At 64.2% G+C, this 18,222-nt stretch carries 14 protein-coding genes; 5 read left to right on the forward strand and 9 right to left on the reverse strand.

All coding sequences use genetic code 11. The features are described from left to right. Positions 1 to 969, reverse strand: a 969-nt coding sequence (locus tag C1D09_RS23510) for a cobyric acid synthase (protein WP_143976532.1), incomplete at its 3' end; no start/stop codon positions are given. Continuing rightward, entirely contained in the window at positions 969 to 1,583 is a 615-nt protein-coding gene (locus C1D09_RS23515; protein WP_143976533.1) for a dimethylsulfonioproprionate lyase family protein, read from the reverse strand. The genes C1D09_RS23515 and C1D09_RS23510, both read right to left, overlap by 1 nt. A 142-nt stretch (positions 1,584 to 1,725) precedes the next feature. On the opposite strand from C1D09_RS23515, the gene C1D09_RS23520 reads away from it, so the two are divergent. Both C1D09_RS23520 and mmsB read left to right on the forward strand, forming a co-directional pair. Continuing rightward, a complete protein-coding gene (locus tag C1D09_RS23520) occupies positions 1,726 to 2,892 on the forward strand; it encodes an isobutyryl-CoA dehydrogenase (protein WP_143976534.1) in 1,167 nt (388 codons plus the stop codon). Positions 2,893 to 2,918: 26 nt separating this feature from the next. Next, positions 2,919 to 3,803 (forward strand): 3-hydroxyisobutyrate dehydrogenase, encoded by an 885-nt coding sequence (gene mmsB / locus C1D09_RS23525; RefSeq protein WP_143976535.1) that lies wholly within the window; start codon positions 2,919 to 2,921, stop codon positions 3,801 to 3,803. Positions 3,804 to 4,083: 280 nt separating this feature from the next. Here mmsB and C1D09_RS23530 read toward each other — a convergent pair whose 3' ends face one another. The 6 genes from C1D09_RS23530 to C1D09_RS23560 all read right to left on the reverse strand — a co-directional run bounded on the left by C1D09_RS23530 (position 4,084) and on the right by C1D09_RS23560 (position 11,509). Beyond that, positions 4,084 to 4,728, reverse strand: coding sequence for a cytochrome c oxidase assembly factor Coa1 family protein (locus tag C1D09_RS23530; protein ID WP_143976536.1), 645 nt, complete (start codon positions 4,726 to 4,728; stop codon positions 4,084 to 4,086). Positions 4,729 to 4,811: 83 nt separating this feature from the next. Continuing rightward, positions 4,812 to 5,177: a hypothetical protein gene (locus C1D09_RS23535; RefSeq protein ID WP_143976537.1), complete on the reverse strand. Its 366-nt coding sequence runs from the start codon at positions 5,175 to 5,177 to the stop codon at positions 4,812 to 4,814. Positions 5,178 to 5,309: 132 nt separating this feature from the next. Beyond that, positions 5,310 to 6,689, reverse strand: a complete 1,380-nt coding sequence (locus tag C1D09_RS23540; protein ID WP_143976538.1) for an aspartate aminotransferase family protein — start codon at positions 6,687 to 6,689, stop codon at positions 5,310 to 5,312. 243 nt (positions 6,690 to 6,932) lie between these two features. Further along, a complete protein-coding gene (locus C1D09_RS23550) occupies positions 6,933 to 8,996 on the reverse strand; it encodes a prolyl oligopeptidase family serine peptidase (protein ID WP_143976540.1) in 2,064 nt (687 codons plus the stop codon). Between the two features lie 84 nt (positions 8,997 to 9,080). Next, on the reverse strand, positions 9,081 to 10,241 hold the full coding sequence (locus tag C1D09_RS23555; RefSeq protein WP_143976541.1) for an MFS transporter: 1,161 nt from the start codon (positions 10,239 to 10,241) through the stop codon (positions 9,081 to 9,083). 92 nt (positions 10,242 to 10,333) lie between these two features. Then, on the reverse strand, positions 10,334 to 11,509 hold the full coding sequence (locus C1D09_RS23560) for an MFS transporter (protein WP_143976542.1): 1,176 nt from the start codon (positions 11,507 to 11,509) through the stop codon (positions 10,334 to 10,336). Positions 11,510 to 11,760: 251 nt separating this feature from the next. On the opposite strand from C1D09_RS23560, the gene C1D09_RS23565 reads away from it, so the two are divergent. From C1D09_RS23565 to C1D09_RS23575, 3 genes are all read left to right on the forward strand, one after another. Next, positions 11,761 to 13,338, forward strand: coding sequence for a trimethylamine methyltransferase family protein (locus C1D09_RS23565; RefSeq protein ID WP_143976543.1), 1,578 nt, complete (start codon positions 11,761 to 11,763; stop codon positions 13,336 to 13,338). A 74-nt stretch (positions 13,339 to 13,412) separates the two neighbouring features. Beyond that, on the forward strand, positions 13,413 to 15,983 hold the full coding sequence (locus tag C1D09_RS23570; protein WP_143976544.1) for a GcvT family protein: 2,571 nt from the start codon (positions 13,413 to 13,415) through the stop codon (positions 15,981 to 15,983). A 9-nt stretch (positions 15,984 to 15,992) separates the two neighbouring features. Further along, the gene (locus C1D09_RS23575; RefSeq protein WP_143976545.1) at positions 15,993 to 17,348 is read left to right on the forward strand and encodes a M24 family metallopeptidase; all 1,356 of its coding nucleotides are present in this window, start codon (positions 15,993 to 15,995) and stop codon (positions 17,346 to 17,348) included. Here the strand turns inward: C1D09_RS23575 and C1D09_RS23580 are convergent. Next, a complete protein-coding gene (locus C1D09_RS23580) occupies positions 17,313 to 18,140 on the reverse strand; it encodes a phosphate/phosphite/phosphonate ABC transporter substrate-binding protein (RefSeq protein WP_143976546.1) in 828 nt (275 codons plus the stop codon). The genes C1D09_RS23575 and C1D09_RS23580 overlap by 36 nt on opposite strands. Positions 18,141 to 18,222: the final 82 nt, after the last annotated feature.

The following is an 18,222-nucleotide window of genomic DNA, read 5'->3' on the forward strand; positions in this document are numbered from 1 at the left end:
GTCCCAGCCATTCTCGCGGAATTTCAGGAGGTCGCCGATGGTCGATTTGGAGCCGGGAATGACCACCAGCCCGGCGTCGGCCGGCAGCGGCTTTCCCGGTGGCACGAACACCACCTCGACCTGCGGTTCGGCCTTGAGCGGATCGAGATCGTCGAAATTGGCGATGCGGCCAAGCATCGGCACCGCCACCTTCAGCGCCCGCGACTCGCCGGATGCCAGCCGTTCCAGCACCACCGAATCCTCGGAAGGCAGCAACGCCGCCGCCTTCAGCCACGGCACGACGCCAAAACAGCGCCAGCCGGTGAATTTCTCGATCGCCTTCAAGCCGTCATCGAACAGCGAGACATCGCCGCGGAACTTGTTGATGAGGTAGCCGACGATCATGCGTCGGTCCTCTTCCGGCAGGATCAGATGCGTGCCGGCGACCGAGGCGATAACGCCGCCGCGATCGATGTCGCCGACCAGCACAACCGGCACGTCGGCACGCGTGGCAAAACCCATATTGGCGATGTCACGGCTTCTGAGATTGATTTCGGCGGGCGAGCCGGCACCCTCGACGATGACAAGGTCAGCGCCCTCGCCGACCTTGCCCCAGGAGTCCAGCACGGCGTCCATCAGCCGGCCCTTCAGCGCCTGGTAGTCGCGCGCCCGAGCCTCGCCGAACACCTTGCCTTGCACGATGACCTGCGCGCCGACATCGGTCTGCGGCTTGAGCAGCACCGGGTTCATGTGCACCGATGGCGCGACACCGCAAGCGATCGCCTGCAGCCATTGCGCGCGGCCGATCTCGCCGCCGCTATTGTTGTTGTCGCCGGGAATGTCGGCAACCGCGGCGTTGTTCGACATGTTCTGCGGCTTGAACGGCCGCACCTTCAGGCCACGCTTCTTCGCGGCGCGGCACAGGCCGGCGACCAGCACCGTCTTGCCGACATCCGAACCCGTGCCTTGCAGCATGATCGCCCTGGCCATCAGCTTCCGCCCTGCGTCGCCGTCCCGGTGACGGTGGATTTCTGCGCCAGCGGCCCGCCGCGCCAGATGTAGAGCGCCAGAAGTGGTTCCTTCCCGGTCCGCATGGCGTGGTTGACATTCGAGGCGTGGTGAACGACCTCGCCCGCCTCACGCACGCGAAACCCGCCCTCGCCCATGCGCCATTCCGCGCCACCGGTCAGCGGAATGTAAATCTCTTCGGCGACATGGTGGTGGTCGGGATAGACAATCTCTGGCCCGAGAATCAGCAGGCCCGCGGCAACCTCATCATTGGCGAAATGGCCACGCGTGCCGAACACTTCCAGCCAGCCATAATTGTCGATGAAGGCCTTGCCGAAATCGGCCTCGGTGTAGGTCTGCCCCCAGCGCAATGCGTCGCGATGCTCTGCTAGCCATTGCACCAATGGTTTGGCGGCAGGTGGCGCCAGTTCGGCGGCACGGTGGAGATGGCGCACGCCGCTGATCCCATGCGGCTCCAGCGCACGGGCCGGCATGTCCCAGCCGATGCGGACCACGGCGTCGCGCACCAGGGCATTGTCCACAGAAGTGAGATAGGCGTGGAATCGCCGAATCAGCTCATCGAATTTTGTCGTCACATCTCGCTCCGGACATGCATTGGTGCACAGCCGCTCCGCAGCGGGTCGGGTTGCGCGGCGGCATCATTGGTCTAGATTGATGCGCGCGCAAAGCCAAAAACGACAGGTCAGCGAGCTAGCTGGCATACAGGGAGAGAACGCCATGGACGCCGCGGTCGATGCGAGCACCAGCCAGTTCGAACTCAACGAGGAACAGCGCGCCATCCAGGAGATGGCGCAGGCCTTCGCCGCCGACCGCGTCGCGCCGAATGCGCTCGACTGGGATCGCAGGAAACACTTTCCCGCCGATGTGATCCGTGAGACCGGGCCGCTCGGCCTTGGCGGCATCTATGTCAGGGACGATGTCGGCGGATCGGCGCTCGGCCGCCTCGACGCCGTGCTGATCTTCGAGGCGCTGTCGCATGCCGATCCGGGCTTTTCGTCCTTCATTTCGATCCACAATATGGTGGCCTCGATGATCGACCGCTTCGGCAACGACGAGCAGCGCCTGCGCTTCCTGCCGAAGCTCACCTCGATGGAATGGCTGGCGAGCTATTGCCTGACCGAGCCGGGTTCCGGATCGGATGCCGCGGCGCTCAAGACGCGCGCGGTCAAGAGCGGCGGCGACTATGTGCTCAACGGCGCCAAACAATTCATCTCGGGCGCCGGCGACAGCGATGTCTATGCCGTCATGGTGCGCACGGGCGCCGACGGGCCGAAAGGCATTTCCACCATCGTGGTGCCGAAAGACGCGCCCGGCCTCTCGTTCGGCGCCAACGAGCACAAGATGGGCTGGCATATGCAGTCGACCCGCCAGGTCATCTTCGAGGACTGCAAGGTGCCGGCGGAAAACCTCTTGTCGGGTGAAGGCGCTGGTTTCGGCATCGCCATGGCCGGGCTCGATGGCGGCCGGCTGAACATCGCCGCCTGTTCGCTGGGCGGCGCCCAGTCGGCGCTCGACAAGGCGCTGTCCTACACCGCCGAGCGCAAGGCCTTCGGCTCGAGGATCAACCAGTTCCAGGCGCTGCAGTTCAGGCTGGCGGATATGGAGACCGAGCTTCAGGCGGCGCGCATCTTCCTTTATGCCGCCGCCTCCAAGCTCGACCGCAAGGCGCCCGATGCCGGTAAATGGTCTGCCATGGCCAAGCGCTTCGTCACTGACACTGGCTTCAATGTCGCCAACAATGCGCTGCAGCTGCTCGGCGGCTACGGCTATCTGCACGATTACGGCATAGAGAAACTGGTGCGCGATCTCAGGGTGCACCAGATCCTCGAGGGCACCAACGAGATCATGCGCGTCATCATCGCGCGTGCCTTGATCGGTCGCTGAGGCCAGCAAACTCCGGGAGCGAGACAATGACGACAATCGCCTTCATCGGCCTCGGCAATATGGGCAACCCGATGGCCGCCAACCTGGTGAAGGCCGGCTATTCCGTGCATGGCTTCGATCTGGTGCCGGAAAATCTCACTGTCGCGCGCGAGCATGGCATCGTCGTCATGGCCAACGCGCTTGCGGCGGTGAAGGACGCCGATGTGGTGATAACTATGCTGCCCGCCGGCAAGCACGTGCTGTCGGTCTACGAGGACATCGCGCCCAAGGCCAAAAAAGGCGCGCTGTTCATTGATTCCTCCACCATAGACGTCGAGTCGGCGCGCAAGGCGCATGCGACTGCGGCCAAACACGGCCTGCTCTCCATCGACGCGCCCGTCTCGGGCGGCACCGGCGGTGCGGCGGCCGGCACGCTGACCTTCATGGCCGGCGGCTCCAACGATGCCTTCATCGCCGCCGAGCCTATCCTGAAGCCGATGGCCGGGCGCATCGTCCACTGCGGCGCCGACGGCGCCGGGCAGGCGGCGAAGATCTGCAACAACATGATGCTCGGCATTTCGATGATCGGCGTTGCCGAGGCCTTCGTGCTGGCCGAAAAGCTCGGCCTGTCGCACCAGGCACTGTTCGACGTCGCCTCGACCTCTTCGGGCCAATGCTGGTCCTTGACCACCTACTGCCCGGTGCCGGGCCCGGTGCCCACTTCGCCTGCCAACAGGGATTACAAGCCGGGCTTCGCCGCTGCCCTTATGCTGAAAGACCTGAAATTGTCCCAGGAAGCCGCACAGAGCGCGGGCGCGGTGACCCCACTTGGCGCCGAGGCGGCACAGCTCTACGCCCTGTTCAATGCCCAGGGGCATGGCGGCGCCGATTTCTCCGGCATAATTAAATTTCTCAGGGGTGACCCGGCTTAGCCAGCGGATTTGATGGGTTTTTCCGGATCAACCCGGCAGAAGAACCGCAAATTTAGATTTGCTTAAGCTCTCGATAACTCTGCGGTAACGATGTCCCTATAAAACGGAATGCGAGGCGGACATATCGCATCCGCCCGGCGCTCCGGATCAGGTCTCGCGTACCGGAGCCCGTAAGTTTCGCCAAGTGTTTGCGTAGCGAAACGCCATGCGTATCTGGCAAAGCCGCGTTCCCGATGGAGCGCGGTTTTTGCATTTCTGCCACGCCACTCCAGGCCGATATCTATATTCCGATCGCAGCGTTCGGGATTGGGACATGATCTTCGTTGATCAGCACGATCGGCGCATCCACCTCATCCACCCTGACCACGAGCAAACGCATGCTCCACGTGCCGGCGTTGCGAACCAGATGGGAAAACACGGTGGCTTTGCCCTTGGCGCCGTGGACGGGAATGCTGAACTGGGCGTCGCCCGTGCCATTCGCACCGACGTTGAGATGGCCGCCGACCCAGAAATTGTCGGCCACGTCGTCGCCGATGGCAGCCTTGACGCGGGTGTCGGAACGCACGGCGTCCATGGTCATGCGGTAGGCGTCACTGCCTTTGAACATGAAGGGGATGCTGCCGACCGCCGTCGCACAGCCCCCGATACTGAGCACCCAGACAGCAAGGCCGGCGATTGCCCAGTTGCGCTGCGTCTTGCGGAACTGCTCCGCGTCGCGCCAGGTCCGGTTCTGCCAGGCCCAGCGGCTGCCGCGTGCGCCGAGCACGAAGATCATGACGAGATTAACGACCGGGATCAGTGCCAGCAGCGCAATGAACGTGCTGTTGCCGATGCCCCAGATCCAGTTGAGGAAGAAGGCACCCCAATTCCAGCGGTCGAGCTCGGCCGGGATTTCAGCCGGCTGGTTGAGCGGTTGTCCGGCCATGATGTCCCCCATCGGTGCGTATACCGATTGATTCTAGCCCACGATCTCGGCGATACGCAAAATCAAAGTGCGACAGGTCTGTTTCAAGCCTTCGACGACAGCCGGTGAAAATTCGCCTTCACCGCGCGGCTGGCGGGCTTGAGCGCGGCGCTGATCGAGCGTTCCGCCGCGACGCCGTTGAACAGCGACGGCGTGCGGCCGGAAAGGAGTTCCGGCCAGAATCGCGATGCCGACTGCAGGAAGGACATTTGCGCCGCGAACGCCCCCTCGGCGATTGCCGCGGTCTTCTCGTTCACCGCACGCACGGTTTCGGCGCCCCAGGGCTGGCTGCTGCCGGCGTCCATCGCCATCAACGGCAGGCGCATCATCACCACCATCGGCGCCAGCATCAGGTCGGCACGGATGCTGGCTGCATTTTGCGCGCGTCGGCTCTTGCCGTTTTTTCTCATGGAGACGAACCCTTGTCGCGGCCGGATGGCTGCTGCCCCACACTACGCGCGGAGGATGAAGTTTGTTCCCCGCGGGCAGTATGTTTCTCGAGCCGGGCGTTTCCCTGGAGAAACGCCCGGTGAAGGTTCGTCCTACCGCTTGCGCAGATCGGCCTGCGCCAGATCCAGCGCCTTGCCGATCCGTTCGCAGGCCATGTCGATCGTGTCGCGGGTCCAGATCAGCGGCGGTGACAGGATCATCGTGTCGCCGGTGGCGCGTAGCATCATGCCGTTGGCGATGGCATGGTCGCGCACCGTCACCGCGGCACTTCCCGACGGCAGGAACCGTTCCTTGGTCGCCTTGTCCTTGACGATCTCGATCGCGCCCATCAGCCCGATCGAACGCACCTCGCCGACCAGTTCATGCCCGGCGACGCGTTCCTGCAAGGCCTTGGCAAAATAGGGTCCGGTTTCGTTCCTGACACGGTCGACGAGGCCTTCCCGCTCGATGATTTCCAGGTTCTTCAAGGCCACGGCACAGGCCACCGGGTGGCCGGAATAGGTGTAGCCGTGGTTGAACTCGCCGCCCTTCTCGACCAGCGTCGAGGCAATGCGGTCGCCGACCAGCAGTGCCGACAGCGGCTGATAGCCCGAGGTCAGCGCCTTGGCCGTGGTGATGGTGTCCGGTTCGATGCCGAAGGTCTGGGCCGCGAACCACTCGCCGGTGCGGCCATAGCCGGTGATGACCTCGTCGAGCATCAGCAGCACATCGTATTTGCGGCAGATGCGCTGCACCTCAGGCCAGTAGCTCGCCGGCGGAATCTTGACGCCGCCCGCTCCCATCACCGGCTCGCCGATGAAGGCCGCGACCTTGTCGGCGCCGGCCTCGAGGATGGCATCCTCTACCGATTTGGCCGCGCGCAGGCCGAAATCATGATCGCTCTCGCCTGGCAGAGCCAGCTCATAGGCATAGGGCATCATCACATGCACGATGTTGGGCACCGCTCCGTTGAGCTGCTTGTGCATGGCGTCCATGCCGCCGAGCGAGGTGCCGGCGATGGTCGAGCCGTGATAGGCCATCTTGCGCGAGATGACGCGGTTCTTCTCGGGCTTGCCCTCGATCACCCAGTAGTGGCGGACAAGACGCAAGGCGGTGTCGTTGGATTCCGAGCCGGAGGAGCCGTAGAATACCTGGTTGACGTTCTTCGGCGCGATCTCGGCCAGCTTCTTGGACAACAGCACCGGCGTCGGCGTCGAGCATTTGAAGAAGGAATTGTAGTACGGCAGTTCCTTCATCTGAGCATAGGCGGCCTCGGCCAGTTCGTCGCGGCCATAGCCGATGTTGACGCACCACAGGCCGGCCATGCCGTCGAGCAGCTCCGCTCCTTCGGAATCGTAGATGAACGGACCATTGGCGTGGGTGATGATGCGCGAACCCGCCTCGCGCAATTCCTTGTGGTCGGTGAAGGGGTGGAGGTGATGCGCGGCGTCGATCTGCTGAAGCTGCTTCAGCGAATAATTCTGATAGGTCATGTCTGGTTCTTTCCTCTGGATTCAGTCCGGCTGGAGCCGGGGCGAATGCATCAGAGGCTGATGGGCGGTGAATAACCGATGCGGGCGCACAGCCGCAAAAGCTCCGCATGCAGCGTGCGCGGTGACGGTGTCACCGCGACTCCGAACGTGCAGACAAAGGTCATAGCGGGAGCCATGCAGGGCACCTTAGAGCAAAGGCTGGCCGAGGTGAACCACCCTTTGCTTGGCCCATGACGGAATCTTCTAGGCCTTGGCGCTCAGTGCCCGCTGCAGGAACACATATTTCATCGCCGTCTGCGCCGCCTGGGGTCGCCGATCGCCCCGTCCTCCGTGCCCGCCTTCGGTCTCCTCGAAGAACAGGGTCCTGTCATGGCCGGCCTCCTGCAGGCGGGCCGCCATCTTGCGGGCATGGCCGGGATGGACGCGGTCGTCGGCGGTCGAGGTCGTCAGCAGCACCGGCGGATAGGCAGCACCCGCCTTGACGTGCTGGTAGGGCGAATAGGCGGCGAGCCATCTGGCGTCTTCGGGCCTCGAAGGATCGCCATACTCGGCCATCCATGAGGCGCCGGGCGGCAATTCGGTGTAGCGCAGCATGTCGAGCAGCGGCACCTCGATGATGACGCCGCCGAACAATTCCGGGCGCTGCGTCAGCGAAACGCCGGTCAGCAGGCCGCCATTCGAGCCGCCCTGGATGCCGAGCGAGCTTGCTGTCGCGATGCCGCGCCTGACGACGTCCTCCGCCACCGCGGCGAAGTCGTCAAAACCATTCTGGCGATTGCCTTTCAGCGCCGCCTGGTGCCAGGCCGGGCCGAACTCGCCACCGCCGCGAATGCAGGCCTGCACATAGGCATTGCCCTTCTCCAGCCACAACCTGCCGCGCACGCCGGCGTAGCCCGGCAAGAGCGGCACTTCGAAGCCGCCATAACCATAGAGCAGCGTCGGCACCGGCCCATTCTGGTCGCGCCGCCGGACGACGAAATAAGGGATCATCGTGCCATCCTTCGAGCGCGCCTCGAATTGCTCCGAGATCAGCGGCGCGGCATCGAAGCGCGCCGGCTGCGACTTCACCGTGGCGAGCGTCTCGCCATCGTCATCCGACCAGATGATCGAGCTTGGCGTCAGGAAATCGGTGAAGGAGAAGGAGACGCTGGAGCCGAAATGCTCGGCATGGCTGATGCCGACTGTGCCGTTCTCGGGCAACGCGACCGGCTTCAGCGACCAGGCGCCATCCCTGCGCTCGCAGACGAGAACCTTGCCGCGCACATTGTCCATCAGGCTGATGAACAGCCGGTCCTGCGTTCTGGCGAGCCCGGCGATGGACACGCGATGCGCCGGCGCCAGCAGGGTCTCGATGGCGCCCAAACTGCCCGTTTCGATCCAGTGGGCGAAATCGAGCGAATAGAGCCCGTCCGGCTCGCACACCGTGCCATCCGGCGCCGTCCATGGCGTGCGCACCCCGAACACCAGCTGGTCCTTGAAAAGCGATGTATCGGTGGCGTCGTCGGGCAGCGGAATGCGCCTGTTCTCGCCGGACGGGAGATGCAGGAAACTGTGCGAGGCGAAGAAATTAATTGCCCGCGCCAAAAACACGTGACGCTTGTCGCCGTCGAATTCGACGCCCGCGCCGGCGGCGAGATCGTCTTTCTGCGCCTCAAAAATCGGAGTTGCGTCCTCGAGCCTGGCGCCGCGTTTCCAGAGCTTGATCACACGCGGATAGCCGGACTCGGTCTTGTCGGATTCCTCGAAGGCCGCCGAGACGATGACCGTGTCCTTGTCCAGCCAGCCGAAACCCGACTTGGAAGCCGGCGCACGGAACCCGCCCTCGATGAACGATCTGGTTTCAATGTCGAATTCGCGCATCTCGCTGGCGTCGCCGCCGTCCGGCGACATCGAGAGCAGGCAGCGGCTGAAGTCCGGGTAGAGCCGGCTGGCGCCGCTGAACACCCATTTTATCCCCTCCTTCGCCGCAAGCTGGTCGAAATCGATTATTGTTTCCCAGACCGGCTTCTCGGTCTTGTAGGAAGCGACCGTCGTGCGGCGCCATAGGCCGAGCGCATTGGTCTTGTCCTGCCAGAAATTGTAGACATGGCCGGCGATTGCCGCGCCGACGGCGATATTGTCCTCGGCCGTCATCAGGTCGAGTGCCGTCTGGAACGCCGCCTGATACGAAGGATCACCCTGCAATTCGCCAACCGCGATTTCGTTCTGGCCATGCACCCAGTCGAGCGACTGTTTGCTGGTCCTGTCCTCCAGCCAGAGGAAAGGATCCGTGTTACCGGCTTCTGGCTTGGCAATAGGCTTGGTCATGGAATCTCCGATAGGCATGCTTCGGCATGCAACATCGACATGCCGCGTCCGATATTCAAGAGTTACGGCACCCACGCCAAGGATTCAGGCCGTCCCGCGACCGGCGAGGCTCGCAACCGCCAACACCAGGCACATCAGGCCAAGCGTGATCGGCAAGCCTCCGGCACCCAGTATATCCATGGCGCTGCCGGCCAGCGGCGGCACGGCTATGCCGCCGACGCCCCACATCAGGGAGAAGGCGGCGTTGCCGGCGACCAGTGTCGAGCCGGTGAAACGCTCGCCAAGCTCGATGATCGACATCGTGTAGATACCGTAGGAGACCGCGCCCCAGACGAAGATCATTGGCCAGATCAGCGGTGTTTCGATGAGAAGCGGCAACAGCACGCATCCGAGCACGGTCAAGGAAACACAGGCAAGCCGCACCAGGCGCGCGGTCAGCTTCTCCGCCAGCAGGCCGAGCGGCACCTGCATGGCAATGTTGCCGGCGATCATCATCGACAGCAGCGCCGACATGCGGGCTTCCGCGATACCATAGTGGATGCCATAGACCGGCAGCAAGGCCAGCGCCCCCTGTTCGAAACCCGCGGCCACGATGACCGCCAACAGAAGCAGCCACGCCATCGGTACGAAGCCCAGGACGGAAACCCGATTCCCGGCCTCGTCCACCTTGGGCAAACGCGGCAGCACCGAAGCCAGGCAGATGCCGCACAGCACGAAGGCGCAAATACCGACGAGGAAGGGCGGCCATCCCTGCGTACCGACGGCAAGCAGGCAGAGCGGGCCGGCCGCGAATCCGGCCGAAATGATCGTCGAATAGACGCCCATGATGCGCCCGCGCCTGGCCGGCGGCGCAAGGGCAATCACCCAGATTTCGCTCAAGACATAGAGCGGGTTGGTCACCACGCCGATCAGGAAGCGCAGCGGAAACCACAGATAGACATTCTGCGTCCAGCCGACCAGCGCCAGCACGACGGCCGAGAGCGCGGCGCAAGTAAGCGCCGTGCGCCCTGCCCCGAACCGCCGCGCCAGCCCCGGGATCAGCGGCGACGAGACGATGAAGCCGATCGGCGTCATCGCAGCCGACAGGCCGATCATCGCCGGCGAGATGCCCTGGCGCTGCAGGGTGAAGCTCAGCAGGGGATAGGACAGACCCTGCGCGATGGCGAACACCGAGACGGTGGCGATCACGCCGGTGATCGCCGCCCATTGCATCCCTTCGCCAGTTTTCGAATCCGCCGCGGCCATGGTCCTACCGTTGATGCCCGGCAGGATTAACGGTTAGGCCAAACAGCGGTAAGCCCCGCCGGCGGAAAGCGTTTGCTCCAGCCAGGTCCATGTCAGGAGGCTTGACGTTTCGAGGAGCGGTACAAGGCGAAGACGACCAGAATCGCATCGAGACCGGCGATCACCACGGGCAGGCCGAGCGGGCCGATGCCTTGCATCAGCAGGCCGGCACCCGGCGGGCCGACAATGCCGCCAACCCCCCACAGCAGGGCGAAGGCCGCATTGCCGGTGACGAGCAGCGTGCCCTTGAAGCGGCTGCCGAGTTCGACCAATGCCATCGTATAGACGCCGTAGCCGACCGCGCCCATGACAAGCAGCACGCCCCAGATCAGCGGCGTGCCGATTAGCAGCGGCAGCAGCGCCGCGCAGATTGCCGTCGCCACCGCGCAGGCTACGATCATCGGGCGGCCGCCGAACCGCTCCGCAAGCAGGCCGAGCGGGATCTGCAGCAGGATGTTACCGAGCGACAGCGCCATCACCAGCGCCGCGAGCACAGCTTCCGGCAGGCCATAGCCGGCGCCGAAGACCGGGACAAGCGCATAGGAGCTTTGCTGGACGGCGGCCGAGACCAGCACAGCCAGCAGCAGCGCCGGCGCCAACCGGGCGAAGCCGATAAAGCTGCCGGCGGGCTGCCCGTCATCCTCGAACCCGGTAAGCTTCGAGGACACAAGGCGCAGGATGACAGCGCAAAGCACGAAGCCCCCGACGCCAACGCTGAAGGGGGCCCAGCCCGACGTGCCAATGAAGGTCAAGGTGAAGGGTCCGGCCGCATAGCCGGCGCCCATCAGCGTGTTGAACACGCCCATCACCCGGCCGCGCCGCGAAGGCGGCGCCAGCGACAGCGCCCAGACCTCACCGAGGATATAAAGCGGATTGATGACGACGCCGATGATGAAGCGGATGACGTACCAGGCCACCCAGTTCTGCAGATAGCCGATGCTAAGGAAGCACAGCGCGCCGATCAGCGAGCAGCCGACCGCCAGGTTGCGCGCGCCGACCAGCCGCACCGCCGCCGGCACGAACGAGGCCGACAGGATCAGGCCGAGCGGCATCATCGCCGCCGACAGGCCGATCAGCCCGGGCGACATGCCTTGCTTCTGCATCAGGAGCGTGAACAGCGGCGAGCTCAGCCCTTGCGCGGCGCCGAACATGGCAAGTGCGGCGGTGACGCCGGCGAGCGCTGCCCACTGCGTTCCCGCTTCGCCTTCGCTCGAGCTGGTTGCGACCATTCCGTCATTCCAGGTGAGGTGCCGGCCATGCGGCCGGCAGGCCTCACCAGCTACCGGTTCGACCAGGGGAAAGGAAGAGCCGGACGGGGAAATCCGCTTGCACCAACGGGACGGTGATCAGGCGGGTCACAGCTGCCCGGCTGCCGTTCAGGCATGTCGCTTCCCTCGCCCTAGTGGTCGCCGCCTCCGCAATGGCTGGCGGGTCGCCGGTCCATTATGCCGCCCGCTATCCGCATCCTACGAGGACCATCATGACCGCCGCCCTGCATCCCCTAGAACCGGCTCTGGCGCCTGACCGTGCCCGCCGTGGCGGCCGCGCCGGAAAGCGCGCCGGCGGCTCGGTCGCCTTCGAGCAGCCGGCTTTCCGCCAGTTGAAGAACCCGCTGGCTCCGACCAGGCTGGTGTCGGACGACGAGTTGGAATCGATCCACCTCGCCTCCTTGCGCGTGCTCAGGGAAATCGGCGTCGACGTCCTGCACGACGAAGCCCGCCGCATCATGAAGGCGCATGGCGCCGACGTGCGCGAAGGCTCGGAGCGGGTACGCTTCGACAGCGACATGATCCTCGAACTCATCTCACACTGTCCGCCGGAATTCACCATCCATGCCCGCAACCCTGCTCATGATGTGCGCTTTGGCGGCGACAATCTGATCATCTCGATGATGGCGTCGGCGCCCAACTGCTCCGACATCGACCGCGGGCGCCGGCCCGGCAACCAGGCCGACTACCGCAATTTCCTGCGCCTGGCGCAGATGCACAACATCCTGAACTGCACGGGCGGCTATCCGGTAGAGCCGACCGATATCCATCCGTCGGTGCGCCACCTCGAATGCATCCGGGACCTCGCCACGCTGACCGATAAGGTGTTCCACATCTACTCGCTCGGCAAGGAGCGCAATGTCGACGGCATCGAGATCGCCAGGATCGCGCGCGGCGTCAGCCACGAGCAACTGCTCGAGGAACCGTCCGTCTTCACCATCATCAACACCAATTCGCCCCTCAAGCTCGACGTGCCCATGATGGAAGGCATCATCCAGATGTCGAGCAAGGGCCAGGTCGTTGTCGTCACGCCCTTCACCCTGTCGGGGGCGATGGCGCCGGTCACCATTGCCGGCGCGCTGGTGCAGCAGAATGCCGAGGCGCTGTCCGGCATCGCCTTTGCCCAGATGGTTCGCAAGGGCGCGCCTGTCGGCTATGGCGGCTTCACCTCCAATGTCGACATGAAGTCGGGATCACCGGCCTTCGGCACGCCCGAATATATGAAGGCGCAGCTTGTTGGCGGCCAGCTTGCCCGCCGCTACAAGATCCCCTACCGCACCTCCAACACTTGCGCCGCCAACACGGTCGACGCGCAGGCGGCCTATGAGAGCGTGTTCTCTCTGTGGGGTGCCATCCAGGGCGGTGGCAATCTGATGATGCATGCCGCCGGCTGGCTCGAGGGTGGCCTACGCTGCTCCTACGAGAAAACCATTCTCGATATCGACCTGTTGCAGATGGTGGCCGAGTTCCTAACCCCGCTCGACCTGTCCGACGACGCGCTCGGCTTCGACGCCATACAGTCGGTCGGCCCCGGCGGCCATTTCTTCGGCACCCAGCACACCCAGGACCGTTACAAGACCGCCTTCTATTCGCCCATCATTTCCGACTGGCGCAATTTCGAGACCTGGGCGGAAGCCGGCTCGCCGACGGCGCTGGAAAAGGCCAACAAGGTCTGGAAGGAACGACTGGCGTCCTACGAAGAACCCTACATGGACCCGGCGATCCGCGAGGAACTCAACGACTTCGTCCAGAAGCGTACGGCCGAAGGCGGCGCGCCGACCGATTTTTGATCGTGCTTGGCGGGCCTCGCGACGCCCGCGACCAGAACCTCTGATTCAATTTACCCAAAAACGGACCTATCTTCATGAAATCCCATGTAAAAGCGGTTGTCATCGGCGGCGGCGTCGTCGGCTGCTCGGTGCTCTATCACCTGGCCAAGGCCGGCTGGACCGACATCATGCTGATCGAGCGCTCGGAGCTGACCTCCGGCTCGTCTTGGCACGCGGCGGGCGGGTTCCATACGCTTAACGGCGACCCCAACGTTGCCAAGCTGCAGGCCTACACCGTGCAGCTCTACAAGGAGATCGAGGAGATATCCGGCCAGTCCTGCTCGCTGCACCTGACCGGCGGCGTGATGATGGCCGATACACCCGAGCGCATGGATTTCCTGCGCCTTGCCCACGCCAAGGGCCGCTATCTCGGCATGGACACCGAGCTGATCACGCCGTCCGAAGCCAAGGCGATGTTTCCGCTGATGGACGAGAAGAATTTCGTCGGCGCCATGTGGGATCCGGTCGAAGGCCATCTCGACCCGTCCGGCACCACCATCGCCTACTCCAAGGCGGCGAAGAAACTCGGCGCCGAGATCGTGCTGCGCAATCGCGTCGTCGATCTCACGCAGCAGCCCGACGGCACCTGGAACGTCGTCACCGAACAGGGCACGGTCCACGCCGAGCATGTCGTCAATTGCGGCGGCCTGTGGGCGCGTGAGATCGGCCGCATGGTCGGCGTCGAACTGCCGGTTCTGGCGATGGAGCATATGTACCTCCTCACCGAGCCGATGCCGGAGGTCGAGGAGTTCAACAAGTCGACCGGCCGCGAGATGATCGGCGTGCTCGACTTCAAGGGCGAGATCTACACCCGCCAGGAGCGCAACGGCATCCTGCTCGGCACCTATGAGAAAGCCTGCAAGCCGTGGTCGCCGGTCATCACGCCGTGGGATTTCGGCCATGAATTGCTGCCGCCGGATCTCGACCGCATCGCGCCGTCGCTGGAAATCGGCTTCAAGCATTTTCCCGGCATCGAGAAGGCCGGCATCAAGCAGATCATCAACGGCCCCTTCACCTTCGCGCTCGACGGTAACCCGCTGGTCGGTCCGGTGCAGGGCCTGACCAATTTCTGGTGCGCCTGCGCCGTCATGGCCGGTTTCAGCCAGGGCGGCGGCGTCGGCCTCGCTTTGTCGAACTGGATGGTGCATGGCGATCCCGGCTTCGACGTCTGGGGCATGGATGTCGCCCGCTTCGGCGAATGGGCCGGCCTGCGCTACACCAACGCCAAGGTTCGCGAAAACTATTCGCGCCGCTTCTCCATCCGCTTCCCCAACGAGGAACTGCCGGCCGCACGCCCGGCGCAGACCACGCCGCTCTACGACACGATGCTCGCCAACAACGCCGTCATGGGCGACTCTTGGGGTCTGGAAACCCCCCTGTGGTTCGCGCCGAATGGCAAGGAACCCAAGGACATCGTCTCGTTCCACCGCTCCAACGATTTTGGCCCGATCGGTGAGGAAGTGCGCGCTACGCGCGAGCGCGTCGGCGTCACCGAAATCGCCAACTTCGCCAAGTACGAAGTGTCTGGACCCGGCGCTGAAGAGTTCCTCAACCGGCTCATGACCAACCGGATGCCGAAGACCGGCCGTATCGTGCTCACCCCGATGATCAACGAATTCGGCAAGCTCATCGGCGACTTCACCATCGCCAAAGCCGGCGAAGACCGCTTCATGATCTGGGGTTCGTCGGCCGCGCAGAAATACCATATGCGCTGGTTCGAGAAGCACCTGCCAAAGGACGGTTCGGTGCGCATCCACCGTTTCGACCAGACGCTGGTCGGCCTGTCGATCGCCGGACCAAAGTCGCGTGATCTCTTGCAGAAGCTGGTCGACGTCGACATCTCGACCAAGGCCTTCCGCTTCATGGATTTCCGCGAGATGGCGGTCGGCGGCGCCCCCTGCATGGTCAACCGCATCACCTATACCGGCGATCTCGGCTACGAGATCTGGATGGCGCCGGCCTATCAGCGGCTGGTGTACAAGGCCATCAAGGACGCCGGCGAGGAGTTCGGCCTGGTCGATTTCGGCATGCGCGCGCTGCTGTCGATGCGCCTGGAAAAGAACTTCCCGACCTGGTTCCGCGAGTTGCGGCCGATCTACGGCCCGTTCGAAGGGTCGATGGATCGCTTCGTCAAGCTCGAGAAGAACGATTTCATCGGCCGCGACGCCGCTGCCAAGGAACAGGCGGAAGGCCCTAAGCTGCGCCGTGTCTCCTTCATCGTCGACGCGGCCGATGCCGATGTCATGGGCGACGAGCCGATCTGGGCCAAGGTCAGCAAGGATTACGGCACCGTCGAAAAGCCGCATGGCTACGGCGCGCCGCGCTTCGACGACAAGGGCAAGGAAGTGCGTGGCTCCAAGGCTGCCGAAGGCGCGTCCGCCGTGCGCGGCATCGTCGACGGCGACTGGCGCGTGGTCGGCTGGATCACCTCGGGGGGCTATGCCCACCATGTCCAGAAGTCGATGGCGCAGGGCTATGTGCCGGCAGCACTGGCCGAGGACGAGAGCGCCGGCCTTTTCGAGATCGAGATTCTCGGGCATCGCCGCCCGGCGCGCATCAATGTCGAGGCGCCTTTCGATCCGAGCGGCGAGAAGATGCGGACCTGAGGTTCAGCCATGGACAGCGCGGCGCCAAAGGGCAGCTTCGGTCGCCATCGCAAGATCATGCCGTTCGAGCCCGGCTCGATCGAGGCGCTGCGCGAAGCCTCCCGCCAGAAGGCGGCGTCGCTCAACCAGCATGTGTTGGGCTATGGCGTCCAGGCTGAAGCGGAATGGGCTGCGGCGGGCATTGCCGCCCCCGATCTCCCGGCTATGCGCCAATACCGGCTCGAGCGCATCCGCGCCGAACTGAAGCGGCGCGGCTATGCCGGCGCCCTTCTCTACGACCCCGTCAACATCCGCTACGCCACCGACAGCACCAATATGCAGCTGTGGGTGGCGCACAACCCGACTCGGCATTGTTTCGTCGCCACCGAGGGTCCGGTGGTGCTGTTCGACTATTTCTCTTGCGAGCACCTGTCCGACCATTCCGGCGTCGTCGACGAGGTGCGTCCGGCGGTCTCCTGGATGTATCTCTATGGCGGCGAACTCACGGAGCAGAAAGTCCGTCGCTGGGCCGCCGGCATTGCTGGTCTGGTCGGGGAACATGGCGGCGGCAACAGCCGCATAGCGGTCGATCACATCAATCCGGAAGGCGTCGAAGAACTCGCGCGTCTCGGCATCTCCATCGGCGATGGCGAAGCGGTGATGGAGAATGCCCGGCTGATCAAGTCACCGGACGAAATCCTCGCCATGCGCCGCGCCATCGTTGCCTGCGAGGCGGCCATGGGCGAGATGGAGCAGGCTCTGCAGCCCGGCATATCCGAGAACGAGTTGTGGGCCGAACTGCACCGCAGCAACATCGCGCGCGGCGGCGAGTGGATCGAGACGCGCCTTCTGGCGTCAGGCCCGCGCACCAATCCGTGGTTCCAGGAGTGCTCGTCGCGCATCATCGAAGCCGGCGACCTCGTCGCCTTCGACACCGACCTGATCGGCCCCTACGGCTTCTGCGCCGACCTGTCGCGCACCTGGCTTTGCGGCGACGCCAAGCCGACCAACGAACAGCGCGACCTGTTCCGCATCGCCGCCGACCAGATCGAACACAACACGCAATTGATGCAGCCCGGCATCTCGTTCCGCGAACTTGTCGAACGTTCGGCGGTGCCGCCGGGCGACTGCTTCCCGACCCGCTACGGGGTGCTCTACCACGGCATCGGCCTGGCCGACGAGTATCCAACGTTGCCGCACGCCAGCGACTGGACGCCAGATACGCCCGACGGCGTTCTCGAAGCGGGCATGGTGCTTTGCGTGGAAAGCTATATCGGCAGGCTCGGCGGCCGCGAGGGCGTCAAGATCGAGGAGCAGATCCTGATCACCGAAACCGGCAACGAGCAGCTTTCAACCTTCCCGCTGGATGCGAGGCTGCTCGGCTAGCCCGGCGAGGGCTTCGCGCATTGCCCGGACCGTATTTTCCGGCGTCGTCCTGGCAGTAATGAAGGGCAGTCCCTTGCGGCGTTCCGTCCAGCCGACGATCACAACCTTGCCCGCCGCCGGCTCGAAACGCTGCGCCAACGCCCAGCTCTCGCAGTCGATCGCGGCGACATCCGCCCTGCCCTCGGCAACAGTGACGATCGACGTGCGATGACCGCCGCTTTCGCTGCGCGACGAGAAAATATCGAGGCTTTCGCCGGCCGCCTGCAAGTCGCGCGTCAGGCCGATCATGCCCGACATTGAATCCAGGTTGTTGAAGGTGAAGCGCTTTCCGCGGAGCAGGTCGAACGGCAGCACGGCCTTGCCATCCGCGGGCGAGTGAACCTCCGGCCCTTCGCCCGTCCGCATCACCAGAGCGCTGGAATAGAGCTCGCCCTGCCCACCTTCATAGCCGTCATAGCTTGGCTGGCCGACCACTTGCACATGGCTCGATAGGCCGAGTTCCATCGGCCCCCAGCAGGTCTGCGCAAACAGCAGCGCCGGATGTAGCCAGAGCTCGTGATAATCGAGTTCATCCGGGGACAATGACGCTGGATCCGGCGCGATCGCCGCCCCCTGGGCATCACGGATACCATCCGGCACCGGCGGCAGATCGCCGTTGCGACGCACGATGGTTTGTGGCGCGTCGACACCCTCTTGCCGAAACGCGTCACGCAGTTGCGCCCACTGCGAATCTACTTCGCCGCGCACTTCGGGCCAATCATACATCGGCAGGGCCGCAATCGATTCACTCATGCCGACACTCAATCATCATGTCTGTAGAAAGGGCCGCAAGAAACGCGGCGTCCAATCAGAATTGGCCGACACGCAACCCGAG

The organism is Mesorhizobium intechi, assembly GCF_002879535.1.
Classification (GTDB): domain Bacteria; phylum Pseudomonadota; class Alphaproteobacteria; order Rhizobiales; family Rhizobiaceae; genus Mesorhizobium; species Mesorhizobium intechi.

Bases quoted from the DNA above. Each gene is read 5' to 3' on its own strand.
- C1D09_RS23520 (WP_143976534.1), top strand. From the start codon at position 1,726: ATGGACGCCGCGGTCGATGCGAGCACCAGCCAGTTCGAACTCAACGAG.
- mmsB (WP_143976535.1), top strand. From the start codon at position 2,919: ATGACGACAATCGCCTTCATCGGCCTCGGCAATATGGGCAACCCGATG.
- C1D09_RS23530 (WP_143976536.1), bottom strand. From the start codon at position 4,728: ATGGCCGGACAACCGCTCAACCAGCCGGCTGAAATCCCGGCCGAGCTC.
- C1D09_RS23535 (WP_143976537.1), bottom strand. From the start codon at position 5,177: ATGAGAAAAAACGGCAAGAGCCGACGCGCGCAAAATGCAGCCAGCATC.
- C1D09_RS23540 (WP_143976538.1), bottom strand. From the start codon at position 6,689: ATGACCTATCAGAATTATTCGCTGAAGCAGCTTCAGCAGATCGACGCC.
- C1D09_RS23550 (WP_143976540.1), bottom strand. From the start codon at position 8,996: ATGACCAAGCCTATTGCCAAGCCAGAAGCCGGTAACACGGATCCTTTC.
- C1D09_RS23555 (WP_143976541.1), bottom strand. From the start codon at position 10,241: ATGGCCGCGGCGGATTCGAAAACTGGCGAAGGGATGCAATGGGCGGCG.
- C1D09_RS23560 (WP_143976542.1), bottom strand. From the start codon at position 11,509: ATGGTCGCAACCAGCTCGAGCGAAGGCGAAGCGGGAACGCAGTGGGCA.
- C1D09_RS23565 (WP_143976543.1), top strand. From the start codon at position 11,761: ATGACCGCCGCCCTGCATCCCCTAGAACCGGCTCTGGCGCCTGACCGT.
- C1D09_RS23570 (WP_143976544.1), top strand. From the start codon at position 13,413: ATGAAATCCCATGTAAAAGCGGTTGTCATCGGCGGCGGCGTCGTCGGC.
- C1D09_RS23575 (WP_143976545.1), top strand. From the start codon at position 15,993: ATGGACAGCGCGGCGCCAAAGGGCAGCTTCGGTCGCCATCGCAAGATC.
- C1D09_RS23580 (WP_143976546.1), bottom strand. From the start codon at position 18,140: ATGAGTGAATCGATTGCGGCCCTGCCGATGTATGATTGGCCCGAAGTG.